Source organism: Streptomyces sp. NPDC002276 (assembly GCF_053891435.1).
Genome location: NZ_JBSFCQ010000027.1, coordinates 24,438 through 49,968 on the forward strand (window position 1 = coordinate 24,438; position 25,531 = coordinate 49,968).

The 25,531-nt window shown below is 70.4% G+C and carries 24 protein-coding genes; 15 read left to right on the top strand and 9 right to left on the bottom strand.

Going from position 1 to position 25,531, the window contains the following annotated elements; all coding sequences use genetic code 11:
- Nucleotides 1-9: 9 nt before the first annotated feature.
- Complete coding sequence (locus ACWIHT_RS42270) at nucleotides 10-1,323, bottom strand: ABC transporter substrate-binding protein (RefSeq protein ID WP_456173940.1); 1,314 nt, start codon at nucleotides 1,321-1,323, stop codon at nucleotides 10-12.
- A gap of 117 nt (nucleotides 1,324-1,440) precedes the next feature.
- Between ACWIHT_RS42270 and ACWIHT_RS42275 the strand changes: the two genes are divergently transcribed.
- A complete protein-coding gene (locus ACWIHT_RS42275; RefSeq protein WP_200715011.1) occupies nucleotides 1,441-1,941 on the top strand; it encodes an SCO4402 family protein in 501 nt (166 codons plus the stop codon).
- 141 nt (nucleotides 1,942-2,082) lie between these two features.
- A complete protein-coding gene (gene purU / locus ACWIHT_RS42280; RefSeq protein WP_456173941.1) occupies nucleotides 2,083-2,964 on the top strand; it encodes a formyltetrahydrofolate deformylase in 882 nt (293 codons plus the stop codon).
- Between the two features lie 141 nt (nucleotides 2,965-3,105).
- On the opposite strand, the gene ACWIHT_RS42285 is transcribed toward purU, so the two are convergent.
- Nucleotides 3,106-4,296, bottom strand: a complete 1,191-nt coding sequence (locus ACWIHT_RS42285; protein ID WP_456173996.1) for a maleylpyruvate isomerase N-terminal domain-containing protein — start codon at nucleotides 4,294-4,296, stop codon at nucleotides 3,106-3,108.
- A gap of 59 nt (nucleotides 4,297-4,355) precedes the next feature.
- Nucleotides 4,356-4,937, bottom strand: a complete 582-nt coding sequence (locus ACWIHT_RS42290) for a sigma-70 family RNA polymerase sigma factor (RefSeq protein WP_019075572.1) — start codon at nucleotides 4,935-4,937, stop codon at nucleotides 4,356-4,358.
- 321 nt (nucleotides 4,938-5,258) lie between these two features.
- On the opposite strand from ACWIHT_RS42290, the gene ACWIHT_RS42295 reads away from it, so the two are divergent.
- Together ACWIHT_RS42295 and ACWIHT_RS42300 are read left to right on the top strand one after the other, a co-directional pair.
- Nucleotides 5,259-5,684 carry an STAS domain-containing protein gene (locus tag ACWIHT_RS42295; RefSeq protein ID WP_456173942.1) on the top strand — a complete coding sequence of 142 codons (426 nt, stop codon included), beginning with the start codon at nucleotides 5,259-5,261 and terminating at the stop codon, nucleotides 5,682-5,684.
- Nucleotides 5,685-5,824: 140 nt separating this feature from the next.
- Nucleotides 5,825-6,337 carry an EF-hand domain-containing protein gene (locus ACWIHT_RS42300; RefSeq protein WP_456173943.1) on the top strand — a complete coding sequence of 171 codons (513 nt, stop codon included), beginning with the start codon at nucleotides 5,825-5,827 and terminating at the stop codon, nucleotides 6,335-6,337.
- Here the strand turns inward: ACWIHT_RS42300 and ACWIHT_RS42305 are convergent.
- On the bottom strand, nucleotides 6,321-7,850 hold the full coding sequence (locus ACWIHT_RS42305; protein ID WP_456173944.1) for a class I adenylate-forming enzyme family protein: 1,530 nt from the start codon (nucleotides 7,848-7,850) through the stop codon (nucleotides 6,321-6,323). The two genes, ACWIHT_RS42300 and ACWIHT_RS42305, sit on opposite strands and share 17 nt — an antisense overlap.
- A gap of 86 nt (nucleotides 7,851-7,936) precedes the next feature.
- Here ACWIHT_RS42305 and ACWIHT_RS42310 point away from each other — a divergent pair, with 86 nt between their 5' ends.
- The 4 genes from ACWIHT_RS42310 (at nucleotide 7,937) to ACWIHT_RS42325 (ending at nucleotide 12,164) form a co-directional block, all read left to right on the top strand.
- Nucleotides 7,937-9,133, top strand: a complete 1,197-nt coding sequence (locus ACWIHT_RS42310) for an amidohydrolase family protein (RefSeq protein ID WP_456173945.1) — start codon at nucleotides 7,937-7,939, stop codon at nucleotides 9,131-9,133.
- The gene (locus tag ACWIHT_RS42315) at nucleotides 9,133-10,266 is read left to right on the top strand and encodes an acyl-CoA dehydrogenase family protein (protein ID WP_456173946.1); all 1,134 of its coding nucleotides are present in this window, start codon (nucleotides 9,133-9,135) and stop codon (nucleotides 10,264-10,266) included. Before ACWIHT_RS42310 ends, ACWIHT_RS42315 begins: the two co-directional genes overlap by 1 nt.
- A 3-nt stretch (nucleotides 10,267-10,269) precedes the next feature.
- Nucleotides 10,270-11,184: an acyl-CoA dehydrogenase family protein gene (locus ACWIHT_RS42320; protein ID WP_456173947.1), complete on the top strand. Its 915-nt coding sequence runs from the start codon at nucleotides 10,270-10,272 to the stop codon at nucleotides 11,182-11,184.
- A 509-nt stretch (nucleotides 11,185-11,693) separates the two neighbouring features.
- Complete coding sequence (locus ACWIHT_RS42325; protein ID WP_019075564.1) at nucleotides 11,694-12,164, top strand: ATP-binding protein; 471 nt, start codon at nucleotides 11,694-11,696, stop codon at nucleotides 12,162-12,164.
- A gap of 341 nt (nucleotides 12,165-12,505) precedes the next feature.
- Here ACWIHT_RS42325 and ACWIHT_RS42330 read toward each other — a convergent pair whose 3' ends face one another.
- Entirely contained in the window at nucleotides 12,506-13,462 is a 957-nt protein-coding gene (locus tag ACWIHT_RS42330) for a cyclase family protein (protein ID WP_456173948.1), read from the bottom strand.
- Between the two features lie 95 nt (nucleotides 13,463-13,557).
- On the opposite strand from ACWIHT_RS42330, the gene ACWIHT_RS42335 reads away from it, so the two are divergent.
- From ACWIHT_RS42335 to ACWIHT_RS42355, 5 genes are all read left to right on the top strand, one after another.
- On the top strand, nucleotides 13,558-14,475 hold the full coding sequence (locus tag ACWIHT_RS42335) for an SDR family NAD(P)-dependent oxidoreductase (protein WP_456173949.1): 918 nt from the start codon (nucleotides 13,558-13,560) through the stop codon (nucleotides 14,473-14,475).
- Between the two features lie 110 nt (nucleotides 14,476-14,585).
- Nucleotides 14,586-15,734 (top strand): acyl-CoA dehydrogenase family protein, encoded by a 1,149-nt coding sequence (locus ACWIHT_RS42340; RefSeq protein ID WP_456173950.1) that lies wholly within the window; start codon nucleotides 14,586-14,588, stop codon nucleotides 15,732-15,734.
- Nucleotides 15,734-16,783: a Zn-dependent alcohol dehydrogenase gene (locus ACWIHT_RS42345; RefSeq protein WP_456173951.1), complete on the top strand. Its 1,050-nt coding sequence runs from the start codon at nucleotides 15,734-15,736 to the stop codon at nucleotides 16,781-16,783. The genes ACWIHT_RS42340 and ACWIHT_RS42345 overlap by 1 nt, the downstream gene beginning before the upstream one ends.
- Nucleotides 16,784-16,892: 109 nt before the next feature.
- Nucleotides 16,893-18,182 (top strand): MFS transporter, encoded by a 1,290-nt coding sequence (locus ACWIHT_RS42350; protein ID WP_456173952.1) that lies wholly within the window; start codon nucleotides 16,893-16,895, stop codon nucleotides 18,180-18,182.
- A 221-nt stretch (nucleotides 18,183-18,403) separates the two neighbouring features.
- Nucleotides 18,404-19,591 (top strand): lactonase family protein, encoded by a 1,188-nt coding sequence (locus ACWIHT_RS42355; protein WP_456173953.1) that lies wholly within the window; start codon nucleotides 18,404-18,406, stop codon nucleotides 19,589-19,591.
- Between the two features lie 41 nt (nucleotides 19,592-19,632).
- Here the strand turns inward: ACWIHT_RS42355 and ACWIHT_RS42360 are convergent, their stop codons facing one another.
- Complete coding sequence (locus ACWIHT_RS42360; RefSeq protein WP_456173954.1) at nucleotides 19,633-20,712, bottom strand: GlxA family transcriptional regulator; 1,080 nt, start codon at nucleotides 20,710-20,712, stop codon at nucleotides 19,633-19,635.
- Nucleotides 20,713-20,796: 84 nt separating this feature from the next.
- On the opposite strand from ACWIHT_RS42360, the gene ACWIHT_RS42365 reads away from it, so the two are divergent.
- The gene (locus tag ACWIHT_RS42365) at nucleotides 20,797-22,110 is read left to right on the top strand and encodes an MFS transporter (protein ID WP_456173955.1); all 1,314 of its coding nucleotides are present in this window, start codon (nucleotides 20,797-20,799) and stop codon (nucleotides 22,108-22,110) included.
- A gap of 3 nt (nucleotides 22,111-22,113) precedes the next feature.
- On the opposite strand, the gene ACWIHT_RS42370 is transcribed toward ACWIHT_RS42365, so the two are convergent.
- Nucleotides 22,114-22,407: an SCO0607 family lipoprotein gene (locus tag ACWIHT_RS42370; protein ID WP_456173956.1), complete on the bottom strand. Its 294-nt coding sequence runs from the start codon at nucleotides 22,405-22,407 to the stop codon at nucleotides 22,114-22,116.
- Between the two features lie 134 nt (nucleotides 22,408-22,541).
- Complete coding sequence (locus tag ACWIHT_RS42375; protein ID WP_456173957.1) at nucleotides 22,542-23,150, bottom strand: flavin reductase family protein; 609 nt, start codon at nucleotides 23,148-23,150, stop codon at nucleotides 22,542-22,544.
- A 220-nt stretch (nucleotides 23,151-23,370) separates the two neighbouring features.
- On the opposite strand from ACWIHT_RS42375, the gene ACWIHT_RS42380 reads away from it, so the two are divergent.
- Entirely contained in the window at nucleotides 23,371-23,964 is a 594-nt protein-coding gene (locus ACWIHT_RS42380; protein ID WP_456173958.1) for an HAD family acid phosphatase, read from the top strand.
- 46 nt (nucleotides 23,965-24,010) lie between these two features.
- On the opposite strand, the gene ACWIHT_RS42385 is transcribed toward ACWIHT_RS42380, so the two are convergent.
- Nucleotides 24,011-25,498, bottom strand: coding sequence for an oxidoreductase (locus tag ACWIHT_RS42385; protein ID WP_456173959.1), 1,488 nt, complete (start codon nucleotides 25,496-25,498; stop codon nucleotides 24,011-24,013).
- Nucleotides 25,499-25,531: the final 33 nt, after the last annotated feature.

Sequence of the window (25,531 nt, forward strand, 5' to 3'; positions counted from 1 at the left end):
GCGCGGACCTCAGTCGAGGTTCGCGCTCTCCAGCGTCGACGTCATGTCGAAGAAGCCTTTCTTCGCCGACACCAGAATGCCCTTGCGTACGACCTGAAGGGTCACCGAGGCGTTCACCAGGCGGGACAGGCCCACGGAGGCGAGATCGTCGTCGTCGGTGGAACTCCACTGGAGCGTCGGCGTGAGCCCGCCGGTGTTGACCTTGACGCCGTCGTCGAGGGCGCGCCGTACGGTGTCGGCGGTCACCTCACCGTTGCCGAGCGAGTTCACGACCGTCTTGAACGCGGTGTACGCGATCCAGGTCGTCTCCACCCCCGCGTCCGCCGGGTCGATCCGGTTGTCGCCGAAGGCCACCTCGTTGACGGCCTTCTTCATCGGATTCCAGCGCGGGTCGCCCGCGACCGGGTACCAGCCGGTGATGTACGACCCCTCGTACGGACCGGACTGCCCGCCCGTCGAGTTGATCTCGGTCTGGTCGACGCTGCCGAGCACGGTCGCGGCGCGCACGGCGGGATAGTCCTCGCGCTCGCGCCGGAAGGAGTCCATGAAGGTGTCGGTGCGGTCCCCGAGCGAGGGCACCACGCACCCCTCCTTCGACGAGGTGCCGCTGGTCGTGCTCTCCAGCGCCTTCGTCGACTGGGTGGAGTACTCGGTGAGGTTGTCCGCCGCGAGCTGGTCGGTGGCCGGTGCGTGCCCGCCCGCCGCGAGCCCCGCGTTCAGCAGCGGTGGCAGGTCGTCACCGGCGATGGAGTCGGGCCGTACCAGGGTCACCGTGCCGCAGCCGGGGGCGAGTTGCTTGCCGAGGCCGGCCAGCAGCGCGGGCTGGCCGCCGTTGACGGGGTAGGACAGCGCGCGGGTGAACTCGTCGCTCGTCACGCCGTAGCCGCCGATGTACGGGATGCCGGCGCCCTCCAGCGGGGCGAAGAACGAGTCGCTGAACTCGCTGTAGGAGCCGACGACCGCGACGACGTTCTCCTTGACGGCCTGCCGGGCGCACTGCGCCGCCGCGACGCTGGTGTTGTGGTCGTTGCAGGTCAGGACCTTGAGCTTGCGGCCGTTGATCCCGCCGTGCTTGTTGATCCACTTCGCGTACGCCGTCGCCATCGCGGGCATGCCGGGTTTGTTGGTCGCGTTGGTGTCCCAGGGCGCCCAGGTCATGACGGTGATCGGGGAGTCCGCGGAGCCCGAGGTGCCCGGGATGACCCCGCAGCCGGCCGTGAGCGACGCGCACGCCAGCAGCGCCGCCGCCGACATGACGGTGGCTCTGACGGGCCGGGTGATCGTGGGGAGGAAGGTGCTGCGGTTGCGCCGACTGCCGGTCATGTACACACACGCTTCCGCCACACCGCTAACCCGGGAGTGACTCCCGGTCAACGAGTGGTGACCTGGAGGTGAATTACGGGGGGCGTTCCTGTGAGTGTGACAAGGAACGTACGATCGATGACCGTGCAAGCTCCGGAGAACTCTTCCCGTCGCCCCCGTCGCTCCTTCACCATGGGCGGCATGCCACTGAACGACATGCCGTGGTGGCGCTGGCGCAGCAACGTGCGTTCCGCGCTGCACATGCTCTCCGATCCGGTGTTCCAGCAGAACGTCTGGCTGGCCGGTGTCGACGGGTACGGGGACGTCACCGACGCCGTCTACCGCCTCGTCGAGGACACCTGGCTGGACAACTGGTCCGCCGAGAAATACGTCGGCACGATCTTCCGCGACTCCCAGGAGGCGGCCCTCGTCGACTCCGCCGTCCTGCGCGTGCTGCGGATCATGCACCAGGTCGGTCCCGACGCCCCGGTCTCCGCGTACGTCGACCACCAGGCGTGGCCGGAGGCGGTGCGGGCGGCCCGCGACGCGCACGTACGGATGGCGTCCAGCGACGGGGAGGACCCGGACGCGCCGCCGCGCACGCTTGAGGTGTTGCAGATCATGACACGGTCGGCGTAGACCCCGGCCGGCTCGGGCGTCTGGCTCGGGCATCCGGTCCGGGCGTCTGGCTCGGGTACCCGGTCCGGTCCGGGCCGGGCGTCCGGTCCGGGTGGCGGACGCCGGTCCCCCCTCCCAGGGGGATATGGGACCCTGTCCCGCATGAACGCGCAGTCCACCCGAGCCGCGGCGCCCGCCGACCAGTACGTCCTGACCCTGTCCTGCCCCGACAAGCAGGGCATCGTGCACGCCGTGTCGAGCTACCTCTTCATGACCGGCTGCAACATCGAGGACAGCCAGCAGTTCGGCGACCACGACACGGGACTGTTCTTCATGCGCGTCCACTTCTCGGCGGAGCCGCCGGTGACCGTGGACAAGCTGCGCGCGAGCTTCGCGGCGATCGGTGACTCCTTCCACATGGACTGGCAGATCAACCGGGCCGACGAGAAGATGCGCATCGTCCTCATGGTCAGCAAGTTCGGCCACTGCCTGAACGACCTGCTGTTCCGCGCGCGGATCGGGGCGCTCCCCGTGGAGATCGCGGCCGTGGTGTCCAACCACACGGACTTCGCCGAGCTGGTGGAGTCGTACCACATCCCCTTCCACCACATCCCCGTGACGAAGGACAACAAGGCCGAGGCCGAGGCGCGGATCCTGGACCTGGTCCGCGAGGAGAACGTCGAACTCGTCGTCCTGGCCCGCTACATGCAGGTCCTCTCCGACGACCTCTGCAAGGCGCTCAGCGGCCGGATCATCAACATCCACCACTCCTTCCTGCCGAGCTTCAAGGGCGCGAAGCCGTATCACCAGGCGCACGCGCGGGGCGTCAAGCTCATCGGCGCGACGGCCCACTATGTGACCGCCGACCTGGATGAAGGCCCGATCATCGAGCAGGAGGTCGAGCGGGTCGGCCACGACGTGACCCCGGACCAGCTGGTGGCGATCGGCCGTGACGTGGAGTGCCAGGCGCTGGCGCGGGCCGTGAAGTGGCATGCGGAGCGGCGGATTCTGCTCAATGGGCGCCGGACGGTTGTGTTCGCCTAGGAGCCCGGGGGTTCGGGTGCGTGGGCGGCTGCGGCTGCGGGTGCGTTGTGGCTTGTCGCGCAGTTCCCCGCGCCCCCAAAGAACGAAACCGAGCCCGAGTTCCAGCCACAACGCACCCGCCCCGCACCCGCACTTGCCCGCCTACATCCGGCTCAAGCTCGCCGTCGCGAACAGCACATCCCTGATCGCCCCCCGATCCCCCAACTGCCCAGCCGCCGCGTCCTCCGGCGAGACATGCCCAGCCGCCAGATGGCAGAACTCCACCCCGTCCAGGGCGATATGGGCGACCTCCCGCTCGGCCGACCCCACCGCCCCGGGTGAGTCGAGCGGAATCATCCACTCACCGCCGCCGTGCCCCTCGATCTCCAGCCGCAGGCTGCGCCCGGGATCCCCGGCCGGGACCAGGTGCCGCCCCTCGGCCGGCGCGGCCAGCCCGAGCTGTCGCCGCTCGGCCAGCGCGACAGGGAGCATGCGCGCCGCGAGGTCGATCATCCGGTTCAGGCTGCGCGGTGACGGCGGCTCGTAGGGATAGTCCACCGCCTCCGCGATGTCCTCCGCGTGGACCCAGCACTCGAAGGCCCGGTCGAGCATCGCGTCGTGCAGCGGCAGCTCGAAGTCGCCGTAGGACACGGCCCGTTTGCCGGTGGTGGTGCCGGTGAACGACACCGTGCGGACGATGCTGTGGCTCTGCTCGCGCCAGGGTGCGCGGATGGAGTGGGTGGGCGGGAAGTACGAGGCGCGCCAGTACGCCTCGGTGCGCGCGGCCGGGTTCGTGGCCTTGTCGGCCGTCTCCCCGGTCAGCGGGTCGTCCAGGCCCAGCGCCGTCGCGACCAGGCCGTCGACGGTCAGCAGATGCGCTATGACCCCGGCGACGGTCGTACGACGGCTCGTCGGGGCCTGGCCGTCGAACCACCGCAGCCGCACGGGCGCGTGCCACTCGGCGTCGCCTATGTCCTGGAGCAGGGCGTCCAGGCGCGCGGTCTCGGCGTCGTACGGCGTCGCCCACTCGGGTACCGGGATGCGCGGCGGGCGGCGGTCGAAGGAGCCGGTGAGGACGCGGGTGCGCAGACCGGGGTCGAGGTCGAGGGGTTCGACAGGGTGGAGCAGGCCGACCGCTCCGCGCAGTCGCAGCGCCTCGTCCGCGCAGGCGCCGCACTCGCCGAGGTGCTCCTCCACGGCCGCCGTCTCCGCCGCCGAGCACGCGGCCAGCGCCCACGCGCCGAGCAGTGCCTTGAGCACCGGGTGCTCCAGCACGAGCGGCGCGGGCCGGGACGCCGACTCGTCGAGTTCGGGCAACGGCCGCCCGCCGTCCTCGACCGAGGCCCGGGGCATGGGGATACGCGGCGGCACGGAGCCTCCGTCGTACGCCTCGTGCTCGTCGTTCGCGTCGCTCACACCGCACCCCCTGGTCCCGCTGGTTCCGGCGGTGCGCCGGTGTCGTGGGCGGTGGACAGGAGTTGGAGGCCCAGGCGCAGTCGGCGGCGGGCCTCGTCCTCGGTGACGCCGAGGTCGACGGCGGTCTGGCGGTAGTCGCGGCGCTGGAAGTAGGCCAGCTCCAGGGCGGCCCGCAGCGGGGCCGGCATGGACGTGACGATGTAGTCGGCGCGGGCGGCGACGGAGGCGCGGCGGACCTTGCGCTCCAGTTCCTCGGTGGAGCCCTGGCCGCCCTGGGCGAGCGCGGCGGTCTCGGTGGCGCGCAGCCGCTGCACGGCGAGCCGGGCGGTCAGCGCGGCCACCCAGGAGCGCAGCGGGCCCTGCTTGGGGTCGTAGGCGTCGGGGTGCTCCCACACGTGGGCGAAGACCTCGCGGGTGATGCCGTCGGCGGCGCGCTCGTCGCCGAGGACGCGGTGGGCGAGGGCGTGCACGAGGGAGGCGAAGCGGTCGTACAGCTCACCGAGGGCCGCCGCCTCGCCGCGGGCCAGCCGCTGCTGCATCTTGCGGTCCCATCGGGGCGGTGCGTCCTTTGTCGCCATGCGGCCCCCTCACCGTGTCCGTGCCCAAGTCAAGCGTGCGCCCACCGTCTCTTCGAATGTAGTCGGCACCTCGGACAGCGCACGCCCCTTCGTGCAATTGCACGCCCCTGAGGGGGCGCGGGTGGTAGCGGACGTGTGCCTACCCGGTCCACAACTGATCGAACAGGATCGAAGGCGACTAAAACAAGCCTCTTCGGACCGGTTTCCGTTTCTGTCCCCGTGTTTCAGGGAACGGCCGCTGGGCAGCCGCGCTGCAAGGAAGCGTAGGTACGGCTTCCGTTTCCGGACGGTTTCCGGGAGTTCCGGCTAGCGAAAGGCGCGATGGTGGCCTTCAAAGTGAACGACGGCGAGCGCGGCGGCTGGTCCGTGCTCCTCGTGTCCGGCGAACTGGACCTGGTGACCTCACCGGTGCTGCGCCAGCGGGTGCACGACGTGGTCGCGGAGGGCCGCCACTGCCTGGTCGTGGACCTCTCCGAGGTGCTGTTCTGCGACTCCAGCGGGGTCGGCGTCCTCATCGCCGCCCGCCGCCTGATCCGCTCCTGCCAGGGGCACCTGCGGCTGATCCTGCCGGCCCAGGGGGCGGATGGGGGCCCCTCCCGATCGAGCGAATTCGAGATTGGGGGAGGCTCGCACGTCAACCGTGTGCTCGGCGCCCTCGGAGTGCGCCGCCTCTTCGACGTCTACCCCGATGTGATGACGGCCACAGAAGAGGACCCCGAAGAGGAGGCGGACCCCCTCTCGGCGTGACGCGTTGGTTTCCGGGGTGACGCCGTTGTTTCGGAATTTCCCCGGTCTTGGTACAAGCGACGTTTTCGGCTCCCGGACCCGTCCCGGCGTCGTACGCTCCAGCCAAGCGCACCCCACATGAGTAAGGCGGCCCGAAAGACATGGTCAGCACCGAGTACGAGCGACGGATCGCCGCCCGGTTCGCCACCTTCGACCAGGACGGCAACGGCTTCATCGACCGCGAGGACTTCAACTCGGCGGCCAAGGCGCTGCTCGCGGAGTTCGGCACGGCGGCCCGCTCCGACAAGGGACAGGCCCTGTACATCGGCGCGGAGGCGTTCTGGCAGGGCATGGCGGGCATCGCGGACCGGGACGGCGACCAGCGCGTCAGCCGCGAGGAGTTCGTGGGCGGAGCGGTCAAGCGGCTGCGCGACAACCCGGAGCGCTTCGCCGAGATCGGCCGCCCCTTCCTGCACGCGGCCCTCGACGTCGCGGACCCGGACGGCGACGGCTCGGCCACCATCGACGACACCGTGCGCGTCCTCAAGGCCCTCGGGGTGCCCGACGACATCGCCGCCATGGCGGCCGACGCCCTCGACACGGACAGCGACGGCAAGGTCGGCGAGGCGGAGATCGTCTCGGCCTTCGCCCGCTACTTCACGGTCCCGGAATAGCTCCAGGGCTCGAATAACGCTCCCGCAGCTTGTACTTGAGCACTTTGCGCAGGGTCTCGTTGCGCGGAAGGGCGTCCACGATCTCCAGCTGCTCCGGCAGCTTGTGCACGGACAGCCCTTCCGCGCGCAGATAATCCGTCACGACGGACAGGGTCAACACCCCGGCCCCCGGCGGCTGTTCGACCACCGCGCACACCCGCTCCCCGCGCTCCGCGTCCGCCAGCCCTACGACGGCCACGTCACCGACGTCCGGATGCGCGGCGAGCAGATCCTCGATCTCCTTCGCGGAGATGTTCTCGCCCTTGCGGATGATCACGTCCTTGAGCCGCCCGGTGAGGATGAGATGCCCGCTGTCGGTGACGACCCCCAGGTCCCCGGTGCGCAGAAACCCGTCCGCGTCGAAGGCCTCCGCCGTCTGCGCCGGGTCCAAGTACCCCTGGCACACGGCCTCCCCGCGCAACCGCACCTCACCGCCCTCGGCGATCCGTATCTCCATCCCCTCGGGCGGCCGCCCCTCGGTCGTCGCGAGGTTCTCGGTGGTGTCCTCCGGGTCGCCCATGGTGATCATCGGCACCTCGGTCATGCCGTAGCCGTGGGTGAGCTGGACCCCCATCTCCCGTACGACGGAGTGGTACACCTCCGGCGGCTTGGGCGCCCCGCCGCCCGCGAGCAGCCGTAGCGAGGGAATGACCTTGGTCCCCGGCTGCTTGCGCTGCTCGGCAAGGAACATGGAATAGAAGGCGGTTGACCCGCCGGCCACCGTCACCCCGTGCTTGCGGTACCCCTCCAGCGCGTCCGGCAGCGCGAACTGCTCGAACATCACCGCCGGGAAGCCGTACAGCAGCAGCATCACCGTGTAGTCGGGCCCCGCGATGTGCGCGTACGGGAAGGCCATCGACCCCACGTCCTCCGCCGTCAGCCGCAGCGCGTGCGCGAGGCACGAGCCGCCCGCGATCAGCGAACGGTCCGTGTGCAGCACGCCCTTGGGGTCGGAGGTGGTGCCGGAGGTCCAGTAGATCCAGCGGACGGAGGTGCCGTCGGTGGGCGGCGGGGGAAGCAAGTCCGGCTCTCCGTCCGGGAGTTGGGCGTCGTCGTACGCCTCGAAGATGCCCCGCGCGCCGAGCCGCCGCGCCATCCCCGTGTGGTCGAAGCCGCGCCAGGTGCCCGGCACCGCGAAGTACTCGGCCTTCGACTCCCGCAGTGCGAAGCCGACTTCGCGGTCTCGGTAGAAGGGGATCACCGGCGTCTGTACGGCGCCCAGGCGGGCCAGCGCGAAGGAGAGCAGGGCGGTCTCGATCCGGGTGGGCAACTGCCAGGCGACGACCGTGCCGGGTCGTACGCCCATGTCGTACAGGCCCGCCGCCACCCGCTCCGAGCGGTCCCGCAACTCGCCGAAGGTCAGGGCGCGGTCGTCCTGGAGGAGGACCGGCCGGTCGGGGGTCGACTCGGCGCGGCGGACGACCAGTTCCCACAGGGTGCGGGCGGAACTCAGGGAGTGCGGCGTCTCGTTCATGGTGCCCCCTCCTTGGCTGACGACTCGTCAGGTGACATGCTATCTGACGGGTCATCAGATAAGTACCGTCCGGCGGAGGGGAACCCATGACCACCGAACTGCCCCGCATCATCAGCGTCGACGACCACGTGATCGAACCCGCGCACCTCTTCGAGACCTGGCTGCCGGCGAAGTACCGCGAGCGCGGACCCCAGCCGCTCACCGCCGGAATCGGTGAACTCGCCTACGTGGCGGGCAAATACCAGATCACGATGGACCCGGACGGCCCGCCCACCGACTGGTGGATCTACGAGGACCTCAAGTTCCCGTACAAGCGCAACATCGCCGCCGTCGGCTTCGACCGCGACGAGATGACCCTGGAGGGCATCACGCGCGAGGAGATGCGGCGCGGTTGCTGGGACCCGGTCGAGCGGCTCAAGGACATGACGGCCAACCATGTCGAGGGCTCGCTCTGCTTCCCGACCTTCCCGCGCTTCTGCGGCCAGACCTTCGCCGAGGCGCACGACAAGGAGGTCGCGCTCGCCTGTGTCCGCGCCTACAACGACTGGATGGTCGAGGAGTGGTGCGGCGACAGCGGCGGCCGGCTCATCCCGCTCTGCCTGATCCCTTTGTGGGACGTCGAGTTGGCGGTAGCGGAGATTCGGCGCAACGCGGCCCGCGGGGTGCGGGCGGTGACCTTCTCCGAGATCCCCACCTACCTGGGGCTGCCGTCCATCCACTCCGGCTACTGGGACCCGTTCTTCGCGGTCTGCCAGGAGACCGGCACGGTCGTCAACATGCACATCGGCAGCAGCTCCCAGATGCCCGCCGCCTCCCCGGACGCACCCCCCGCCGTACAGGCCTCCCTCTCCTTCAACAACGCCATGGCCTCGATGATGGACTTCCTCTTCAGCGGCGTCCTGGTGAAGTTCCCGACCCTCAAACTCGCCTACAGCGAAGGGCAGATGGGCTGGATCCCGTACGCCCTGGAACGCGCCGACGACGTGTGGGAGGAGCACCGCGCGTGGGGCGGCGTCCGCGACCTCATCCCGGACCCGCCCTCCACGTACTACTACCGCCAGATGTTCTGCTGCTTCTTCCGCGACAAGCACGGGGTCGCTTCGCTGGACGTGGTGGGGCGCGACAACGCCACCTTCGAGACCGACTACCCGCACGTCGACTCGACCTTCCCGCACACCAAGGAGGTCGCCCTCGACCACGTCAAGGGCCTCGACGACGAGACCGTCTACAAGCTCATGCGGGGCAACGCGATCCGCATGCTGGGCCTGGACCTCGACCGGTAATGGACCTCTCGTACACGGCAGAGGAGGACGAGTACCGGGCCCGTCTGCGGGAGTGGCTCGCCAAGGTGCTCCCCACCCTGCCCGCGAAGCCGTCCCCGGACGACTGGCCGGGCAGACGCGGCTACGACCTCGGCTGGCAGCGGATGTTGTACGACGCCGGGTACGGCGATGTGCACTGGGACGCGTCTCCGACGACTCGCCTGATCTTCCTGGAGGAGACGGAGAGGGCGGGCGCGCCCTACGTGGGGGCCAACTTCGTGGGGCTGTTGCACGCCGGGCCGACGATCGCCGCCGAGGGTACGGCCGAGCAGCGGGAGCGGTGGCTGCCGCCCGTGCTGCGCGGCGACGAGGTGTGGTGCCAGGGGTTCAGCGAACCCGAGGCGGGTTCCGACCTCGCGTCATTGCGCACGCGCGCGTGGCGGGACGGCGACGACTACGTGGTGACCGGTTCCAAGATCTGGACCTCGCACGCCGAAGTCGCCGACTGGTGCGAGCTGTTGGTGCGGACGGATGCGGATGCCCCGAAGCATCGGGGGATCAGTTGGCTCGCCATGCCGATGGACGCGGCGGGGATCACCGTACGGCCGCTGCGGACGCTCGCCGGGTCCGCGGAGTTCGCCGAGGTGTTCCTCGACGAGGTGCGGGTGCCTGTCGGCAACCGGGTCGGGGACGAGAACGACGGGTGGCGCGTGACGATGGTGACGCTGTCGTTCGAGCGCGGTACGGCCTTTGTGGGCGAGGTCGTCGCCTGTCGGCGGGTGTTGGGTGAGTTGGCCCACGAGGCGCGGCGGAACGGGCGGTGGGACGATCCCGTGCTCCGGCGGCAACTGGGGCGGTTGAACGCCGAGTTCCGGGCGTTGTGGCGGCTCACGCAGTGGAATGTGAGCGAGGCGGAGGCCTCCGGCGGTGTTCCGGGTGTGGGCGGGTCGGTCTTCAAACTCCGGTACTCGCATGCGCGGCAGGAGTTGTACGACGTCGCTGCGGATGTGCTTGGGCCCAACTCCCTTGATCTGGAGCGGCCTTGGGTGCTGGATCGGCTGTCGTCGTTGTCGTACACCATCGCTGCGGGGACCTCGCAGATACAGCAGAACATCGTGGCTGAGCGGATTCTTGGGTTGCCGAAGGGGAGGTGAGCCATGCGGTTTCAACTGACGGATGATCAAAGGGCGTTGCGGGCTGTTGTGCGGGATGTGATTGGTCGTTCGTCGTCTGCGGGTCCGTCGTGGCTGGGCGCGCCCCGCGGCGGAGCCGCTGATGTATACAGCCCCGCGCCCCTAGAAGCTCCTCTGCTGGACCGGGGTTTGTGGCGTGCCCTCGGTGATCTTGGGGTGTTCTCCCTGCGACTGCCCGAAGCCGACGGAGGGGCCGGACTCGGGCTGCCCGAGGCCGTGTTGGTGTTTGAGGAGGTTGGGGCGGCGCTGGTGCCTGGGCCGTTGGTGGCCACGCATCTTGCTGCGGGGGTCGTGCCGGGGGCCGCCACCGGGGAGACCGTGGTCGCCGCTGCCGATGGGCGGCTTGTGGAGTGGCTGGACGCGGCCGATGTCGTGTTGCCGGGGGCCGAGGGGGCCGTAGCGCTGCGGTCGGTGGATCCGTTGACGCCGTTGCATCGGGTGCCGGCGCCTGCGCGGGTCGAGCCTGTCGCTGTTCTTCTTACCGCCGCCGAGCAGCTCGGTACGGCCTCGCGGGTGTGTGGGCTCGCGGTGCAACACGCCCGGACTCGTGAGCAGTTCGGGCAGCCGATCGGGGCGTTCCAGGCCGTGAAGCAGTTGTGCGCGCGGTCGCTGGTGCGGGTGGAGGTGGCGCGGGTCGCCGTGTATGCGGCGGCCGTGACCGGGGATCCGGTGGACATCGCCGCGGCCCGGCTGCTGGCCGACGAGGCCGCCGTGCGTGGGGCCCGGGACTGTCTTCAGGTGCATGGCGGGATGGGCTTCACCTGGGAGTCCGAGGTGCATCTGCATCTGAAACGGGCGTGGGTGCGGGCCCAGCGTGGTGGTGGGAGCACGGAGAGTGAGGAGCTGCTGGCGGCCGATCTGGTGGGCGGAGCGGTGTAGTGGGGCGCCTGCCTGCGGCGACCGGGACGGCTCCGACAACGGTGTCGCGGATCGTGGCACATCGGAATCACGCAGCGTTGATATCGGGTTGTGTCCTATGCGTGACTCGTCACGGCCCGGAGTCGTCCCGGGGCTCCGGTACCTTGTGTGGGATGCGAGTGGTTCAAGGTACGAGCCATGCCGGAGTTGCCTGTGAGGCGGCTCCGGATCGGGCGGTGCGTTCCGTAGTTCGTATGGCAGAACGGGCTTTCACCCCTGCCTGTTCGACTCCCCGCAATGAGCGTCGCACAGTATCCCGCACGCGTACTCCTTCGCGCTGGAATATGCCCGAAGCGCTTGTTGGGGTGACGGAACGTCAATCATGCTGTCTCGCAAGGGATTCACGTTCCGTGACCCTGGCTCTGGTCGTTGTTCTGGCCATGCAGAAAATGGCTACGATCGTGGCCCTCGTGAGGCGCGAGGCTATGTGTCCGCCGGTTCGGATGGTGTGAGCGGTGCAGGTGCTTCAAGTGCAGCTGGAGATCCGGCCCGACCCCGCAGAGGTGGGGCGGGCCAGGAGATGGGCGCGCTCCCGGCTCGCCGGGTCCGGGATAGAAGCAGACGAACCGCTCGCGGAGACGCTGATCCTGCTGGTCTCCGAGCTCGTCACCAACGCGGTGGTGCACACCGGTTGTCCGGCTGTGCTGCGGCTCTCCCTGCCGGACGAGGCGGACGAGTCGGCCACGGTCCGCCTTGAGGTCGCCGACACCAGCTGTACGGCTCCGGTGCCGCGTTGTGCGGACGGCGACGAGACCGGCGGTCGCGGACTGGCGCTGGTGGACGGCCTCGCCGACCGCTGGGGCTGGAGCGCGGAGGGCACCGGCAAGCGCATCTGGTGCGAGCTGGACCGGGGCAGTCAACCCCGGGACGCCGCAGCCGCGTTCGGGGGCGGTGTCACGGCGTACGGGGGCTTCGAGGGCTTCGCGTACGAGGCCGTGTAGGTGCTGTCTGCAAGTGCCCGGCGGAGATGCGCCGGGCCGTGCTTCCGCGCGCGCCCTGCGGTAAAGTGGCACTTAAGGAACAAATCCCCGGATGGGCGTTGACGCGACGTGACCGTGTGGTCACGCTTGTGGGCAGCGATTCGCCGCGAGGGGACGACGAGGGCTTCGGTGACGGGGGCCCTCGGCGAGTGTGGGTCGTGTTCGGCGTGGGTTCCCTCGGGGCCGGGGGCCGGGACGGGTACGCCGGAGTCGGATGGCGGCAGCGCGGTGCCGTGCTCGGGGCGGGCAGCAGCGCGCCGCCATCCGACCGTAAGTCCGGCCCTCGTCAAAACCGGACTGACCTAGAGGATGGCGATCGGGGCCACCGGGGTTCCCGTGGCGCCCACGAAAGGTTCGGGCATCGCCGACAGGAAGAACGCGTAACGGTTCTCTTGTCCACAAGCTGTGGACAACTCTTCGAGATTCCAGTTCTGGCCCTGCAACATCCCCATCTCGACCAGGTCGAGGGCGTGCACCGGCAGCCACAAGTCCTCGATCTCCGGCGGAAATATCTCGAAGGTGAGGGTGTCGTTGGCGACCGCCGCGACATCCCGCGCGTGGAACCACTCCGGCGTACGGATCGACAGACCGGGTGACGGGTAGCCGTAACCGTGCTTGTCGCCGGACAGGTACACCTGCACCTGCCCGGTCCGTACGAGCACGATGTCGCCCGCGCGGACCTGGGTACCGGCGAGTCGCTCGGCGGCCTCCAGGTCCTCCGGGGTCACCGCGTGACCGCCTTCGAGCCGGTCGACACCCCGCGCGCGTGCCACGTCCAGCAGGACCCCGCGCGAGACGATGTGCCGTGCCTTGTCGATCCCGCTGAACTCGGCGCCCCCGTGCGGAGTTACGGTGCCGGCCGGGCGGCCGTTGTAGAGCTTCCCCGAGTGCGAGACGTGCGTCAGCGCGTCCCAGTGCGTGCCCGCCTGCAACCCCATCGTCACGGCGTCGTCGCTGCACGCCACCGTCCCCGGGCCGAACAGCTCCTGGTTGATCTGCACCATCGCGTGCAGCGGGTTGACCCGGCCCGGGATCATCCCCGTCTGCACGCCGTCGTGTTGGAGGGGGAGGGCGAGCGGGATGCGGCGGCCGGTCCGGATCTCGGTGGCCGCCTCGCGGACCACCTCGTCGGTGATCAGGTTCAGCGTGCCGATCTCGTCGTCCGGTCCCCAACGGCCCCAGTTGTTCACGCGCTTGGCGATGTCGTGGAACTCCGGACCAAGTGACGGCGGTGACGTCGGTGACGGCGGCAGTGACATCGGGGGCTCCCCGGGGCTTGTCCTCAGGCATCTGACGGGTCGTAGAATCTGAGTCGAATCTAACGGACCGTCAGAAACTGCGGGAGGGGCCGGACATGGGGAACTTCTTGGCAGGCAAGGTCGTCGCCGTCACGGGCGCGGGCCGGGGCATCGGCCGCGCCGTCGCGCTCGCGGCGGCGGCCGAGGGGGCACGGGTCGTCGTCAACGACTACGGCGTCTCGATGGACGGCGCGTCGCCGACGAGCGAGATCGCCGAGGGCGTCGTCAAGGAGATCGAGGCGGCGGGGGGCGAGGCCGTCGCCGTCGCCGACGACATTTCCACGATGGCGGGTGGTCAGCGGGTTGTCGACGTCGCGCTGTCTTCGTACGGGCGGGTCGACGGTGTGGTGTGCGTTGCCGGGATTCTGCGGGAGCGGATGCTCTTCAACATGTCCGAGGAGGAATGGGATCCCGTTCTCGCCACGCATTTGAAGGGGACGTTCACTGTTTTCCGGGCTGCGTCGGCCGTCATGCGGAAACAGCGGAGTGGGACGTTGATCGGGTTCACCAGCGGGAATCATCAAGGGTCTGTTTCGCAGGCCAATTACAGCGCGGCCAAGGGCGGGATCATCTCGCTGGTGCGGAGCGCTGCGCTGGGCCTGAACAAGTACGGGGTGACCGCCAACGCGGTGGCGCCTGTCGCTCGTACGCGGATGTCGGCGAACGTTCCCATGGAGTTGACGGAGATCGGGTCGCCGGAGGATGTGGCGGCGATGGTCGTCTATCTGCTGTCGGATTCGGCTCGGGAGGTCGGGATCACCGGGCAGGTCTATACCGTTGCGGGGCCGAAGATCGCGGTGTGGGCGCAGCCGCGGGAATTGCGGGCTGGGTACGCGTCTGCCTCTGGCGGTTGGACGGTTGAAAAGATCGCGGAGTTTCTGCCGGGGTCTGTGGGGGTGGATCCGATGCCGATGCTGGCTCAGTTGCAGGAGATGGAGAGGGCTGCGCGGGAAGGGAGTCGGCCCAACGCCTAATAGCTCGGGTGGCGTTGGGTTGTTGGGCGGGTGCGGGTGCGTGGGGGCTGGTCGCGCAGTTCCCCGCGCCCCTTAGGTGGGAAACCTGAGCGGTGTTTTTAGGAGCCCCTGTGGATTTTGGATTCGCTGGCGAGGACGAAGAGTTTCGGGTGGAAGCTCGGGCCTGGCTTTCTGAGCATGCCGAAAGTGGCCAAGATCGGCGGGCTTGGGAACGCACTCTCGGCAAAAGCGGCTGGATAGGGCTGGGTTGGCCCGAATCCGGGTACGGGAATCGCACCGCCACGCTCACTCAGCAGGTCGCCTGGGCCGAGGAATATGCCCGGTCGTCGGCGCCCCCTCGGTCCGGGCACATAGGTGAGAACCTGCTTGCTCCCACCCTCATCGCGCACGGCACCGATGCGCAGAAGTCCCGTTTTCTGCCTGCTATCGCGGCCGGGGACGAGTTGTGGTGTCAGGGGTACAGCGAGCCGGGGGCCGGGTCCGATCTGGCCGGGGTGCGGACCGTGGCCGTACGGGAGGCGGACGGGTATCGGATCAGTGGGCAGAAGATCTGGACCTCGCTCGCCCATGAGGCCGACTGGTGTTTTGTGCTGGCGCGGACCGAGGCGGGGTCGCGGCGGCATCACGGGCTGAGTTTTCTGCTGGTGCCGATGGATCAACCGGGGCGTGTCGAGGTGCGGCCCATCCGGCAGTTGACCGGGACCAGTGAGTTCAACGAGGTGTTTTTTGATGGGGCGTTGGCGCTGGGCGAGCATCTGGTGGGGGGTGAGGGCGGGGGCTGGGGCGTTGCCATGAGTCTGCTCGGGTTTGAGCGGGGGGTGTCCACGCTGGCCCAACAGGTGGGATTCGCTCGGGAGTTGGGGCGGGTTGTCGAGGCCGCCGTCGCTTCCGGTGCCGTGCTCGATCCCGTCGTACGTGATCGACTCGTGCGGCAGTGGGCCGAGTTGCGGACCATGCGGTGGAACGCCCTGCGGACGCTGGGGCGGGCCGGGGACGCCGGGGCGCCCAGTGTGGCCAAGCTGTTGTGGGGCGGGTGGCATCAGCGGCTCGGGGAGTTGGCGATGTCGGTGCGGGGGGCCGGGGCGGCGGTGGGGCCTGTGGACTGGTCGCCGTCGCTGTCGTACGAACTCGACCTGTTTCAGCACCTGTTCCTCTTTTCGCGGGCCGACACCATCTACGGCGGCTCGGACCAGGTTCAGCGCACGATCATCGCCGAGCGGGTGCTCGGTCTGCCCAGGGAACCCAAGGGGGTCGTCTGATGCGCGGTGTGGTCTTCGACGGCAAGCAGATCCAGGTCGCGGATGACTTGGAGGTGCGGGAGCCGGGGGCGGGGGAAGTGCTCGTCGCCATTTCTGCGGCCGGGTTGTGTCACAGCGATCTGTCTGTGGTGGACGGGACCATACCTTTTCCCGTTCCTGTGGTTCTGGGGCATGAGGGTGCGGGGGTGGTGGAGGCTGTGGGTGTGGGCGTGACCCATGTGGCGCCCGGAGATCATGTGGCCCTGTCCACGCTCGCCAACTGTGGGACCTGCTCCGAGTGCGACCGGGGGCGGCCGACCATGTGCCGGCAGGCCATCGGGCGGCCGGGGAAGCCGTTCACGCGGGGCGGGCAGCCGGTCTACCAGTTCGCCTCCAACTCCGCCTTCGCCGAACGGACCGTGGTGAAGGCCGTGCAGGCCGTCCGGATACCCAAGGACATTCCGCTGCCGTCCGCCGCGCTCATCGGGTGCGGGGTGCTGACGGGGGTCGGCGCCGTGCTCAATCGGGCGCGGGTCGATCGGGGGGACAGTGTGGTGGTGATCGGGACCGGTGGGATCGGGCTCAATGTGATCCAGGGGGCCCGGATCGCGGGGGCGTCGCGGATCGTCGCGGTCGACGCGAACCCGGCGAAGGAGGAGGCGGCGCGGAAGTTCGGCGCGACCGACTTCCTGAGGTCCACGGAAGGGGTGCGGGATCTGCTGCCCACGGGGGCGGACCACGCCTTCGAGTGCGTCGGGCGGGTCGAACTGGTCCGGCAGGCCGTCGACCTCCTCGACCGCCACGGCCAGGCGATCCTGCTCGGCACGGCACCGGCGACGGCGGAGGCGTCCTTCCTCGTCTCGTCGATGTTCCTGGACAAGTCGATCCTCGGCTGCCGGTACGGATCGTCACGACCCCAGCGGGACATCCCGCTGTACACCCAGCTCTACCGCCAAGGGCTGCTGCTGCTCGACGAGTTGGTCACCAGGACGTATCCGGTGGAGGACTTCGAGAAGGCGGTGGGGGACCTGGAGGCGGGGCGGGTCGCGCGGGGGGTTCTGACGTTCTGACGTTCGGACGACCGTACGTGCCCTCGCTTGACGGTGGCATGGCGGGAGTTGTCCACAGGTGGGGAAAATCCCGTGGGGCGTTGTCGGTGACGGCCCGTAGCGTGCTGGCATGACCTACCGAGATGTCGTCTCACGACAGGTCCTGACCTGGGCCTGCACCGCCATAGGTGCTCGTATGCCCGTGGCCATGGCCCCGCTCGCCCTGGTCTTCCTGGTGCGCGAGCGGCCCGGCGGCTACTCGCTGGGCGCGATCATCGCGGCGGCGTACGTCCTCGGGGAGATCGTCGGCGCCCCGGTGCTCGGGATGCGGCTACGGCCCGAGCGGGCCCGGCGGCAACTGGCGGTCGGGCTCGGGCTCGGCGCGACCGGCTTTCTGGGGCTCGGGCTGTTTCCGGGCGCGCATCCCGTCGTCCTCGCCGGATTCGCGTGTCTCGCCGGGGCCGCTCCTTCCGCCGCGACCGGTGCGCTGCGCACCCTGCTCAGCTCCCTGGTGCCGGAGCGGTCCGTGGCCCAGGCGCTGTCCGTCGAGTCGATACTCACGGCGGGCGTGTGGGCCGTCGCCCCGGCGGCCGTCGCGGGGCTGGCCCTCGGCATCGCACCCCGCGTCCCCCTGCTGCTCGCGGCCGGCCTGATGGCGTCCTCGGTCGGGGGGTTGTGGCTGCTGCCGGCGGGGTGGGGGGCGGGCGACCCGGGTGGTGGGGGTGGTGCGGCGGCCTCCGGCGGCGGGGCCGGGGGTGGCGCGGGGGCCTCCGACGGCGATGGCGGGGGCGGTACCGGCGCTCGCATGCTCGCGATGCTGATCGGCGCCTGGCCGCTGTACGTCACCGGTGCGGCCAGTCTCGCCGTGCTCGGGCTCTCGGAACTCGTCCTGCCCGCCCTGCTCGAACAGCGCGGCATCGGCGTCGGCTGGTCCGGTCCGCTGCTGACCGGGATGGCGGTGGGGGGTGGTCTCGGAGCGTTCGTCCACGGCCTCCGCGGCTGGCCGGGGCTGCTGCGCACCCGCAGCCTGGTGCTGACGGTCGGGACCGCGGCCTGCGTGGCCCTCGCCGCGCTGATACCGAGCACACCCTGGATCGCGGTCGCGCTCGTCGTGGGCGGCACGCTCCAGTCGGGCGCGATGGTCACCCGCAACCTGTCCCTGCGCGAGGTGCTGCCGCCGGACGCCCTGGCCGCCGGCTACTCGGTCATGTACGCGGCGGCGAGCGTGGGTTACGCGGCGACGGGGTCGCTGGCCGGGGCGCTGCTCAAGGTGACGGCGCCGTCGACGGCGATTCTGGTGGGGGCGGGCCTCACCGTACTGCTGACCGTGACCGGGTGGTGGGGCGAGGCGCGGCGCGTGGGCCGGGTGGCGTTGGTGGCGCCGGGTGCCGATGTCGCCGTAGCGCGGTCTGTGAAGTGAGGTGCCTCGAAGCGGAGTTGGCGGTGATTCTTACGAAGCCCGGACGTCGGGCCCAGGTGCGCTTTTTGTCCGCTTATGTGCTGCGGTCGCGGGCTAGCGTTACAGCCGTCCGGTGGTGAGCGCGAGTCGCTCCGCCGGCTCCTGATCCCGCGTTCAGCGCTTCGTTTCAGCGCTTCGTTTCCGCCTTCCGTTTCCGCGTTCCGTAAGAGGAGTACCCACACATGGCTCTCGCCAAGGCCCGTGCCTTCCGCGTGTCCCGCACCTCCCGCGCCGTCCGGATCGCCCGCACGGCGGGTACGGGTGCCGTCGCGCTTGCCGCCGCGGCCCTCTTCGCCGCGCCCGCCGCCAGTGCCGCCGACGGCCACCGCGGCTCCGACTCCCGTGCCCACCACGGCAGTTCGGCCGTCTTCGTGCAGACCGACGACACGAGTGCCAACTCCGTGGTCGCCTACGAGCGCGCCGCCGACGGCACCCTCGGCCAGCGGGGCGCCTACCGCACCGAGGGCAAGGGCGGCGTCCTGGCCGGCACCGTCGCCGACCACCTGGCCTCGCAGGGGTCGCTCGCCTACGACCGGCACAACCAGCTGCTCTACGCCGTCAACGCGGGCAGCGACACCGTGACCGTCTTCGCCGTGCACGGCACCCACCTGCGTCGCGTCCAGGAGATCTCCAGCGGCGGGCGGTTCCCGGTCAGCGTCACCTTCCACGGCGACCGGGTCTACGTCGCCAACGCGCTCGGCGGCGGTTCCGTGCAGGGCTTCGTGCGGACCGGCGGGCGGCTGGTCGAGGTTCCCGCCTGGCATCGCGAACTCGGCCTGGCCGCAACCGCGTCGGCCGTGGGACAGATCTCCTTCACGCCCGACGGTTCCAAGCTCGTCGTCACCACCAAGGCCGCCGGGCAGAGCATCGACGTCTTCCCGGTCGGCCGCCACGGTGGGCCGTCCGCGCGGCCCGTGGTGACCTCGCTCCCGGGGGCCGTGCCGTTCGGCTTCGACTTCGACTCCGCCGGGCGGATCCACGTGACGGAGGCCGGGACGAACTCGGTGGGCACCTTCACCGTCGCCCGTGACGGCGCGCTGACCGCGAAGGGCACCGTCCCGACCGGCCAGACCGCCACCTGCTGGGCGGTCACCGCCGGGGGCAACGTGTACGTCTCCAACGCCGCCAGCGGCACGGTGTCCGGCTACCGGGTGGGCGCCCAGGGCAAGTTGACCGCGCTGGGCAACACGGCCACCGACGCCGGCACGGTGGACGCGGCGGCTTCCTTGGACGGCCGGTACCTCTACGTCCAGACCGGGATCAAGGGCATCGTGGACGAGTTCCGGGTCGGCGGGAACGGGTCGCTCACCGCGATCGGCTCGGTCGTGGTGCCGGGCGCCGTCGGCGGGGAGGGCATCGTCGCGGGCTGACGGGACGGGCATGCACGGGGCACGGGGCACGGGGCCCGGGTTCAGGGCGCGGCGCCGATACCGCCGTAGCTCTCGGACCCGCTGCTCCTGCCCCCGCTGCCGGTTCGGAACGTACGGCGGTACGTCGTCGGAGTGACACCGAGCGCCGTCTGAAGATGCTGGCGCATCGACTGGGCGGTGCCGAAACCCGCGTCCGTGGCCACCTGGTCCATGGACAGGTCGGTGGACTCCAGGAGGTGCCGGGCGCGTTCCACGCGCTGCTGGGTGAGCCACTGGCCGGGGCTGACCCCGGCCTCCTCGCGGAAGCGGCGGGTGAAGGTGCGCACGGACATCGCCTCCTGCTCCGCCATGTCGCGCAGCTGGATCGGCTCGTGCAGCCGGCCCAGCGCCCACGCGCGGGCGGCGGTCGTGGTCGCCAACTGCGGGTCGGGGACCGGGCGGTGGATGTACTGCGCCTGCCCGCCGTCGCGATGCGGCGGTACGACCGTGCGGCGGGCCACGTCGTTGGCGACGGCCGTGCCGTGGTCGCGGCGCACCATGTGCAGGCACAGGTCGATGCCGGCCGCGACGCCCGCCGAGGTCAGGACGTCGCCGTCGTCGATGAACAGCACGTCCGCGTCGACCTCGATCCGCGGGAAGAGCCGCTGGAAGCGCTCGGCGTCCGCCCAGTGCGTGGTCGCCGGGCGGCCGTCGAGGAGACCGGCGGCGGCGAGGACGTAGACGCCCGTGCAGATCGACGCGAGGCGGGTGCCGGGGCGGATGTGGGCGAAGGCGGCGGTGAGTTCGGGGGTGAGGACGCCCTCCTCGAAGACCGGGCCGAGTTCGTACGACGCCGGGACGATCACCGTGTCGGCGGTGGCCAGCGCCTCCGGCCCGTTCGGGACCTGGATCGCGAAGTCGGCGTCGGTGTCGACCGGGCCGGGCGGCCGGACCGAACACGTCACGACCTCGTACAGCAGCCGCCCTTCGGCGTCCCTGGGGCGGCCGAAGATCCGGTGCGGGATGCCCAGCTCGAAGGGGAGCAGCCCGTCGAGCGCGAGAACGACGACCCGGTGCGGACGGAAGCCGTCCCCGGGGGCGGCGGTGGCGGAGCCGGTGGCGGGCGCGGTGACTGTGGCCATGACCCGATTGTATGGCCCGATCCTAGCGAATGATGTCCTTCGGGCCAATGGATCGGATCGGCCGCAGGCCGGAAGCTGTATGGCGTGACCCAGACAACCGAACCGACCGCCGCTCCGACCGAAGCCCGGCCCACCTCACGGATACGCGTCCACCGCGCCTGGTTCGTCGCGGCCGTCACCTTCGTGACGATCATCGGCGCGGCGGCCTTCCGCTCGCTGCCGGGGCTGCTGATCGATCCGCTGCACCAGGAGTTCGGCTGGTCGCGCGGCACGATCGGGGCCGCGGCCTCCATCAACCTCGCGCTGTACGGGCTGACGGCCCCCTTCGCGGCGGCGCTCATGGACCGCTTCGGCATCCGGCGCGTCGTCGCCGTCGCGCTGACGGTGATCGCGCTCGGTTCCGGCCTGACGGTGTGGATGACCGCGCCCTGGCAACTCCTGCTGTGCTGGGGCCTGTTGGTGGGTCTGGGGAGTGGTTCCATGGCGCTCGCATTTGCCGCGACCGTCACCAACCGCTGGTTCACCGCACGCAAGGGCCTGGTCACCGGCATCCTCACCGCCGCCTCCGCGTCCGGGCAGCTGATCTTCCTGCCGCTGCTGTCCTGGATCGTCGAGGAGCACAGCTGGCGCCCGGCGGCCGTGACCGTGTCCCTCGCGGCCCTCGCCGTCGTCCCCTTCGTGTGGCTGCTGCTGCGCGACCACCCGGCCGACGTGGGCGCGAAGCCCTACGGCGCGACCGAGTTCGTACCGAAGCCGGAACCGGTCCCCGGCGCGGCCCGCCGCACGATCGGTGTCCTGTTCAAGGCGGTCCGCACCGGCCCCTTCTGGCTGCTGGCCGGCACCTTCGCGATCTGCGGCGCCTCCACCAACGGCCTGATCCAGACCCACTTCGTGCCCGCCGCCCACGACCACGGCATGCCCATCACGGCGGCGGCCTCGCTGCTCGCGGTGATCGGTGTCTTCGACGTCGTCGGCACGATCGCCTCCGGCTGGTTCACCGACCGCTTCGAACCCCGCCGCCTGCTCGCCGTCTACTACGCCCTGCGCGGCATCTCCCTCCTGTTCCTCCCCATGCTGCTGGCGCCGACGGTCCACCCGCCCATGCTCTTCTTCATCGTCTTCTACGGCCTCGACTGGGTCGCCACGGTCCCCCCGACCCTCGCCCTGTGCCGCGAGCAGTACGGCGAGGACAGCGCGATCGTCTTCGGCTGGGTTCTCGCCTCGCACCAGATCGGCGCGGCACTGGTGGCCTTCCTCGGCGGGGTCGCCCGGGACGCGTTCGGCTCGTACGACATGGTCTGGTACGTGTCCGGGGCGCTGTGCGCGGTGGCGGCGCTGATGGCGCTGGTCATCCGGCGGCGGCCGGTCGTGGGGATGCGGTCGGTGGCGGTGGCGTGAGGCCTACGGCGCCGAGGTGATGTTGCCCTGCGCGTCCACGGTGTGGGTCTGCCAGTACGTGTCCCACTTGTCGTCGACGTGCTGCGGCACCTTCCCCTTCGGGTAGCGCGTGTAGCCGCTCGGCGGGGTGTCGCCGTTCTTGACGCAGGCGCCGCCCGAGGTGCTGCCCACGGCCAGGACCGGGTACTCGCCCGAACTGCACATGGCGTCCTCCATGGAGAACGAGCAGGCGGACAGCAGCCCGGCGGTGGATATGACGACGGCTGCGAGAACGGCGACTCGTGTGTGCTTGCTCATGGTTGAGGTCCCCCGGTCGGTCGGTCAGTTGCTCGAATCGGTCTGAGAGCAAGACTGTCGGAGGGGAAGCGGACGTTCATGAGTACGCGGGCTCAGAACCGGACCGCGGGTTACTCAGGGAAACTGAGGAGCGATCAGAGGAACCGGCCCCGGTGGAACAGCAACGGCGCCCCGTCGTCGTTGTTCTCCGTCCCCAGCGCGGCCACCCGTCCCACCACGATCAGGTGGTCGCCCCCGGTGTGCACCGCGTGGATCGCGCAGTCGATCCAGGCGGCGGCGCCGGTCAGGCGCGGGGAACCGGAGACCGGGGACGCGTCGTAGGGCACGCCCGCGAACTTGTCCCCGCCGCTGATCGCGAAGCCGCGGCACAACTCGCCCTGGTGGGCGCCGAGTACGTTGACGCAGAAGACGCCGGCGCGGGCGATCCGGGGCCACGTCGTGGACGTACGGCCGACCATGAAGACGACGAGCGGCGGGTCGAGGGAGAGCGCGGAGAACGACTGGCAGGCGAAGCCGGCGGGGCCGGGTTCGCCGGCCGCCGCGGGGGCGGTGATCACCGTCACGCCGGTCGCGAAGTGGCCCAGTACGTGCCGGAATTCGCCCTGGTCGACCGGTGCGCGCTCGTCGTCCGCGACGCACCGGAGCTCCGGCCGCGGCAGCGCCTCGACAGGCTGCGCGGCCGGAGCGCTTCCGGACGACCTGAGGTAGCGGACGGCGGCGGCGGCCGCTCCTGCGTGTCCCATCACACCACCCATTGAAGCTGACGGTGTATCAGATAGGAAGGGGTGCGGGCCGTGCGGGTCCTGACGGCTGGTTCACAGACTCCCGGGCAGAACATGGGAGTTACGTCGCCGCACGGACCCCTTGGAGTCACCTCGGGCACACCCGCCGTCAGCAGTGTTGCGGAACGACTGCCACCGGTACCCCACCGCTGGCTGCCGTCACCTGAGGAGCACCCACCCGATGAACCGTCTCACCGCACGCGGCACGGCAGTGGCCGCCGTGGCCGGCCTCGCCCTGGCCCTCGCCGCCGCCCTGCCCGCGCAGGCCGCCGACTCGACCGTCACCGAGGCCCAGTGGCTGTCCGACGTCGCCGCCGTCACCGGACCCGCGCAGACCTACATCGACTCCCGTGCCGCCGCCAACACCTCGGGCGCCAAGCAGGCGATCGTCCTCGACATCGACAACACCTCGCTGGAGACCTATTTCGAGGGCGGCATCACGCCCCCCGCCACCCCGCCGGTGCTCGCCCTCGCCAAGGACGCGCACGCCAAGGGCATCAGCGTGTTCTTCGTCAGCGCCCGCAGCAACCTCTTCAACCTGGTCACCAAGTCCAACCTGACGTCGGTCGGTTACACCGTCGACGGCCTCTACGCCCGCACGGTCGCGCAGCTCCTCACCGAGTCCATCGCCGACTTCAAGACCTCCCAGCGCAAGGCGATCGAGGCCAACGGCTACGACATCATCGCCAACATCGGCAACAACACGACCGACCTGACGGGCGGCTACGCCGACACGACGTACAAACTCCCGGACTACGACGGCCTGTTGGACTGACGGCCGACGCGTTTCGCCCGAGTGAGGGGGACTTCCTTCACTCGGGCTAGCTCTTGTTCAACGACCGTGTCACGCCCGCGACGACCGCCGTCGTCAGCACCCAGCCGGCCGCGATCAAGGCGTAGGACAGCCATTGCGCGACGCTTCCGTCCGGCCAGTACCAGGCGCCGCGCTGACCGAGGCCGCCGATCGGGATCAGCAGGTCGAGGGTGTAGACGAGGGCGTTGAACGGCGGGCCCTGGCCCGCCTGGACCCGGATCGGGCTCCGGTGATCGAAGACGACCGTGCCGAGGACGGTCAGCGCCACGATCCACGCGCCGGCCAGCCAGGGGCGGTAGCCGTAGCCGACCAGGGCGTCGAGCAGGTGCCCCCACGCCCGGCCCGCCGGACGCAGCGTGCCCCGACGGTGACGCTGCTTGGCCAGCAGCACCTTGCGGGCGTCGTCCTCGTGGCCGACCTGCCGGTACCAGCTCGCCAACTGCTCGTAGGGCTGCGGGGCGTACCCGGGCTCGCGCCGGACCCACTCGACGCGGCGGCCCACGTCGTGCCCCGGCAGCCCGTCCTCGGACTGGAGGGAGGCGTAGCCGAACCCCTGGAGCCGTACGACACCCGGCCAGCTGTCCTCGCCGTCGTGCAGGACCGAGACATGGGCCCCGCGCAGGTCCACCGCACCGGAAGGGGGCACCGCGGGCGTGAAGTGGAGCTCCGCCGCCTGCATCCTTGAGCAGTCCAGGGCCACGTCCGAACCGTTCAAGAAGGCGCCGTCGAAGGTGAGTTGATCGGATATCTGCGCGCCGCGCAGCCGTACGGTCCCCTCGGCGGTGAACCCCTCGGAGAAGACCACCGTCTGGGCCACGGCGTTGTCCGCGACGAGCGCCGGGCCGTCGGGGTTGTCCAGCCGGGCGCCCTCCATGAACAGGCCGCCGGGCAGGTGTGCCCCCAGCAGCCGGATTCCCCCGTGGGCGGTGAACCCCCGGCGGCAGAAGACCCCGCCCTCCATGACCAGACCGCCGGCGAACAGCGCCCAGCCCTCCGGGTCCGACAACACCGCCCCGCCCAACTGGAGTTCGCCCGCGATGCGCGCCCGCATGAGCGAGAGCCTGCCGTGGAGAACCGAACGCCTCAGGTCGAGGGTGCCCTCGATGGAGGCCAACGCGGCGTCGATGTTCGGGACTTGGCAGCCGACGATCCCGATCGTCCGGGTGGCGGCTCCGTAGAGACTGGGCCCCTCCTCGAACCAGCAGCCCTCGAACCGCAGCAGGTGCCCGATCACCGCGTCGGCCAGGTCGAGTCGACCGGTGATCCGCGCGCCGATGACCCGCAGCGCGGTGACCGCCCCCGGCGGTGCGGCGTTGGCTCCCCGCGCCAGCGCCGTCACGACAGCGGCCCGAAGCGTGCGCCCGGGTCCCCAGCCCGCCCCCTCCACCGGATCGTTCTCGTCCGGTGCGCCCACGCGCAGGTCCACCAGGCGGCCCTCGGGGAAGGCGTTCCACAACTCCCGTTCGGGCGGGGTCATTTCCTCGTACGACAGCATCACCACAGCGTAGAGAGCGGAGTCCGCCGCGCG

What these genes read in the sequence shown, in the direction of transcription:
- ACWIHT_RS42270 (WP_456173940.1), bottom strand. Translation starts at nt 1,323, where the DNA reads ATGACCGGCAGTCGGCGCAACCGCAGCACCTTCCTCCCCACGATCACC.
- ACWIHT_RS42275 (WP_200715011.1), top strand. Translation starts at nt 1,441, where the DNA reads ATGACCGTGCAAGCTCCGGAGAACTCTTCCCGTCGCCCCCGTCGCTCC.
- purU (WP_456173941.1), top strand. Translation starts at nt 2,083, where the DNA reads ATGAACGCGCAGTCCACCCGAGCCGCGGCGCCCGCCGACCAGTACGTC.
- ACWIHT_RS42285 (WP_456173996.1), bottom strand. Translation starts at nt 4,296, where the DNA reads ATGCCCCGGGCCTCGGTCGAGGACGGCGGGCGGCCGTTGCCCGAACTC.
- ACWIHT_RS42290 (WP_019075572.1), bottom strand. Translation starts at nt 4,937, where the DNA reads ATGGCGACAAAGGACGCACCGCCCCGATGGGACCGCAAGATGCAGCAG.
- ACWIHT_RS42295 (WP_456173942.1), top strand. Translation starts at nt 5,259, where the DNA reads ATGGTGGCCTTCAAAGTGAACGACGGCGAGCGCGGCGGCTGGTCCGTG.
- ACWIHT_RS42300 (WP_456173943.1), top strand. Translation starts at nt 5,825, where the DNA reads ATGGTCAGCACCGAGTACGAGCGACGGATCGCCGCCCGGTTCGCCACC.
- ACWIHT_RS42305 (WP_456173944.1), bottom strand. Translation starts at nt 7,850, where the DNA reads ATGAACGAGACGCCGCACTCCCTGAGTTCCGCCCGCACCCTGTGGGAA.
- ACWIHT_RS42310 (WP_456173945.1), top strand. Translation starts at nt 7,937, where the DNA reads ATGACCACCGAACTGCCCCGCATCATCAGCGTCGACGACCACGTGATC.
- ACWIHT_RS42315 (WP_456173946.1), top strand. Translation starts at nt 9,133, where the DNA reads ATGGACCTCTCGTACACGGCAGAGGAGGACGAGTACCGGGCCCGTCTG.
- ACWIHT_RS42320 (WP_456173947.1), top strand. Translation starts at nt 10,270, where the DNA reads ATGCGGTTTCAACTGACGGATGATCAAAGGGCGTTGCGGGCTGTTGTG.
- ACWIHT_RS42330 (WP_456173948.1), bottom strand. Translation starts at nt 13,462, where the DNA reads ATGTCACTGCCGCCGTCACCGACGTCACCGCCGTCACTTGGTCCGGAG.
- ACWIHT_RS42335 (WP_456173949.1), top strand. Translation starts at nt 13,558, where the DNA reads ATGGGGAACTTCTTGGCAGGCAAGGTCGTCGCCGTCACGGGCGCGGGC.
- ACWIHT_RS42345 (WP_456173951.1), top strand. Translation starts at nt 15,734, where the DNA reads ATGCGCGGTGTGGTCTTCGACGGCAAGCAGATCCAGGTCGCGGATGAC.
- ACWIHT_RS42350 (WP_456173952.1), top strand. Translation starts at nt 16,893, where the DNA reads ATGACCTACCGAGATGTCGTCTCACGACAGGTCCTGACCTGGGCCTGC.
- ACWIHT_RS42355 (WP_456173953.1), top strand. Translation starts at nt 18,404, where the DNA reads ATGGCTCTCGCCAAGGCCCGTGCCTTCCGCGTGTCCCGCACCTCCCGC.
- ACWIHT_RS42360 (WP_456173954.1), bottom strand. Translation starts at nt 20,712, where the DNA reads ATGGCCACAGTCACCGCGCCCGCCACCGGCTCCGCCACCGCCGCCCCC.
- ACWIHT_RS42370 (WP_456173956.1), bottom strand. Translation starts at nt 22,407, where the DNA reads ATGAGCAAGCACACACGAGTCGCCGTTCTCGCAGCCGTCGTCATATCC.
- ACWIHT_RS42375 (WP_456173957.1), bottom strand. Translation starts at nt 23,150, where the DNA reads ATGGGACACGCAGGAGCGGCCGCCGCCGCCGTCCGCTACCTCAGGTCG.
- ACWIHT_RS42380 (WP_456173958.1), top strand. Translation starts at nt 23,371, where the DNA reads ATGAACCGTCTCACCGCACGCGGCACGGCAGTGGCCGCCGTGGCCGGC.
- ACWIHT_RS42385 (WP_456173959.1), bottom strand. Translation starts at nt 25,498, where the DNA reads ATGCTGTCGTACGAGGAAATGACCCCGCCCGAACGGGAGTTGTGGAAC.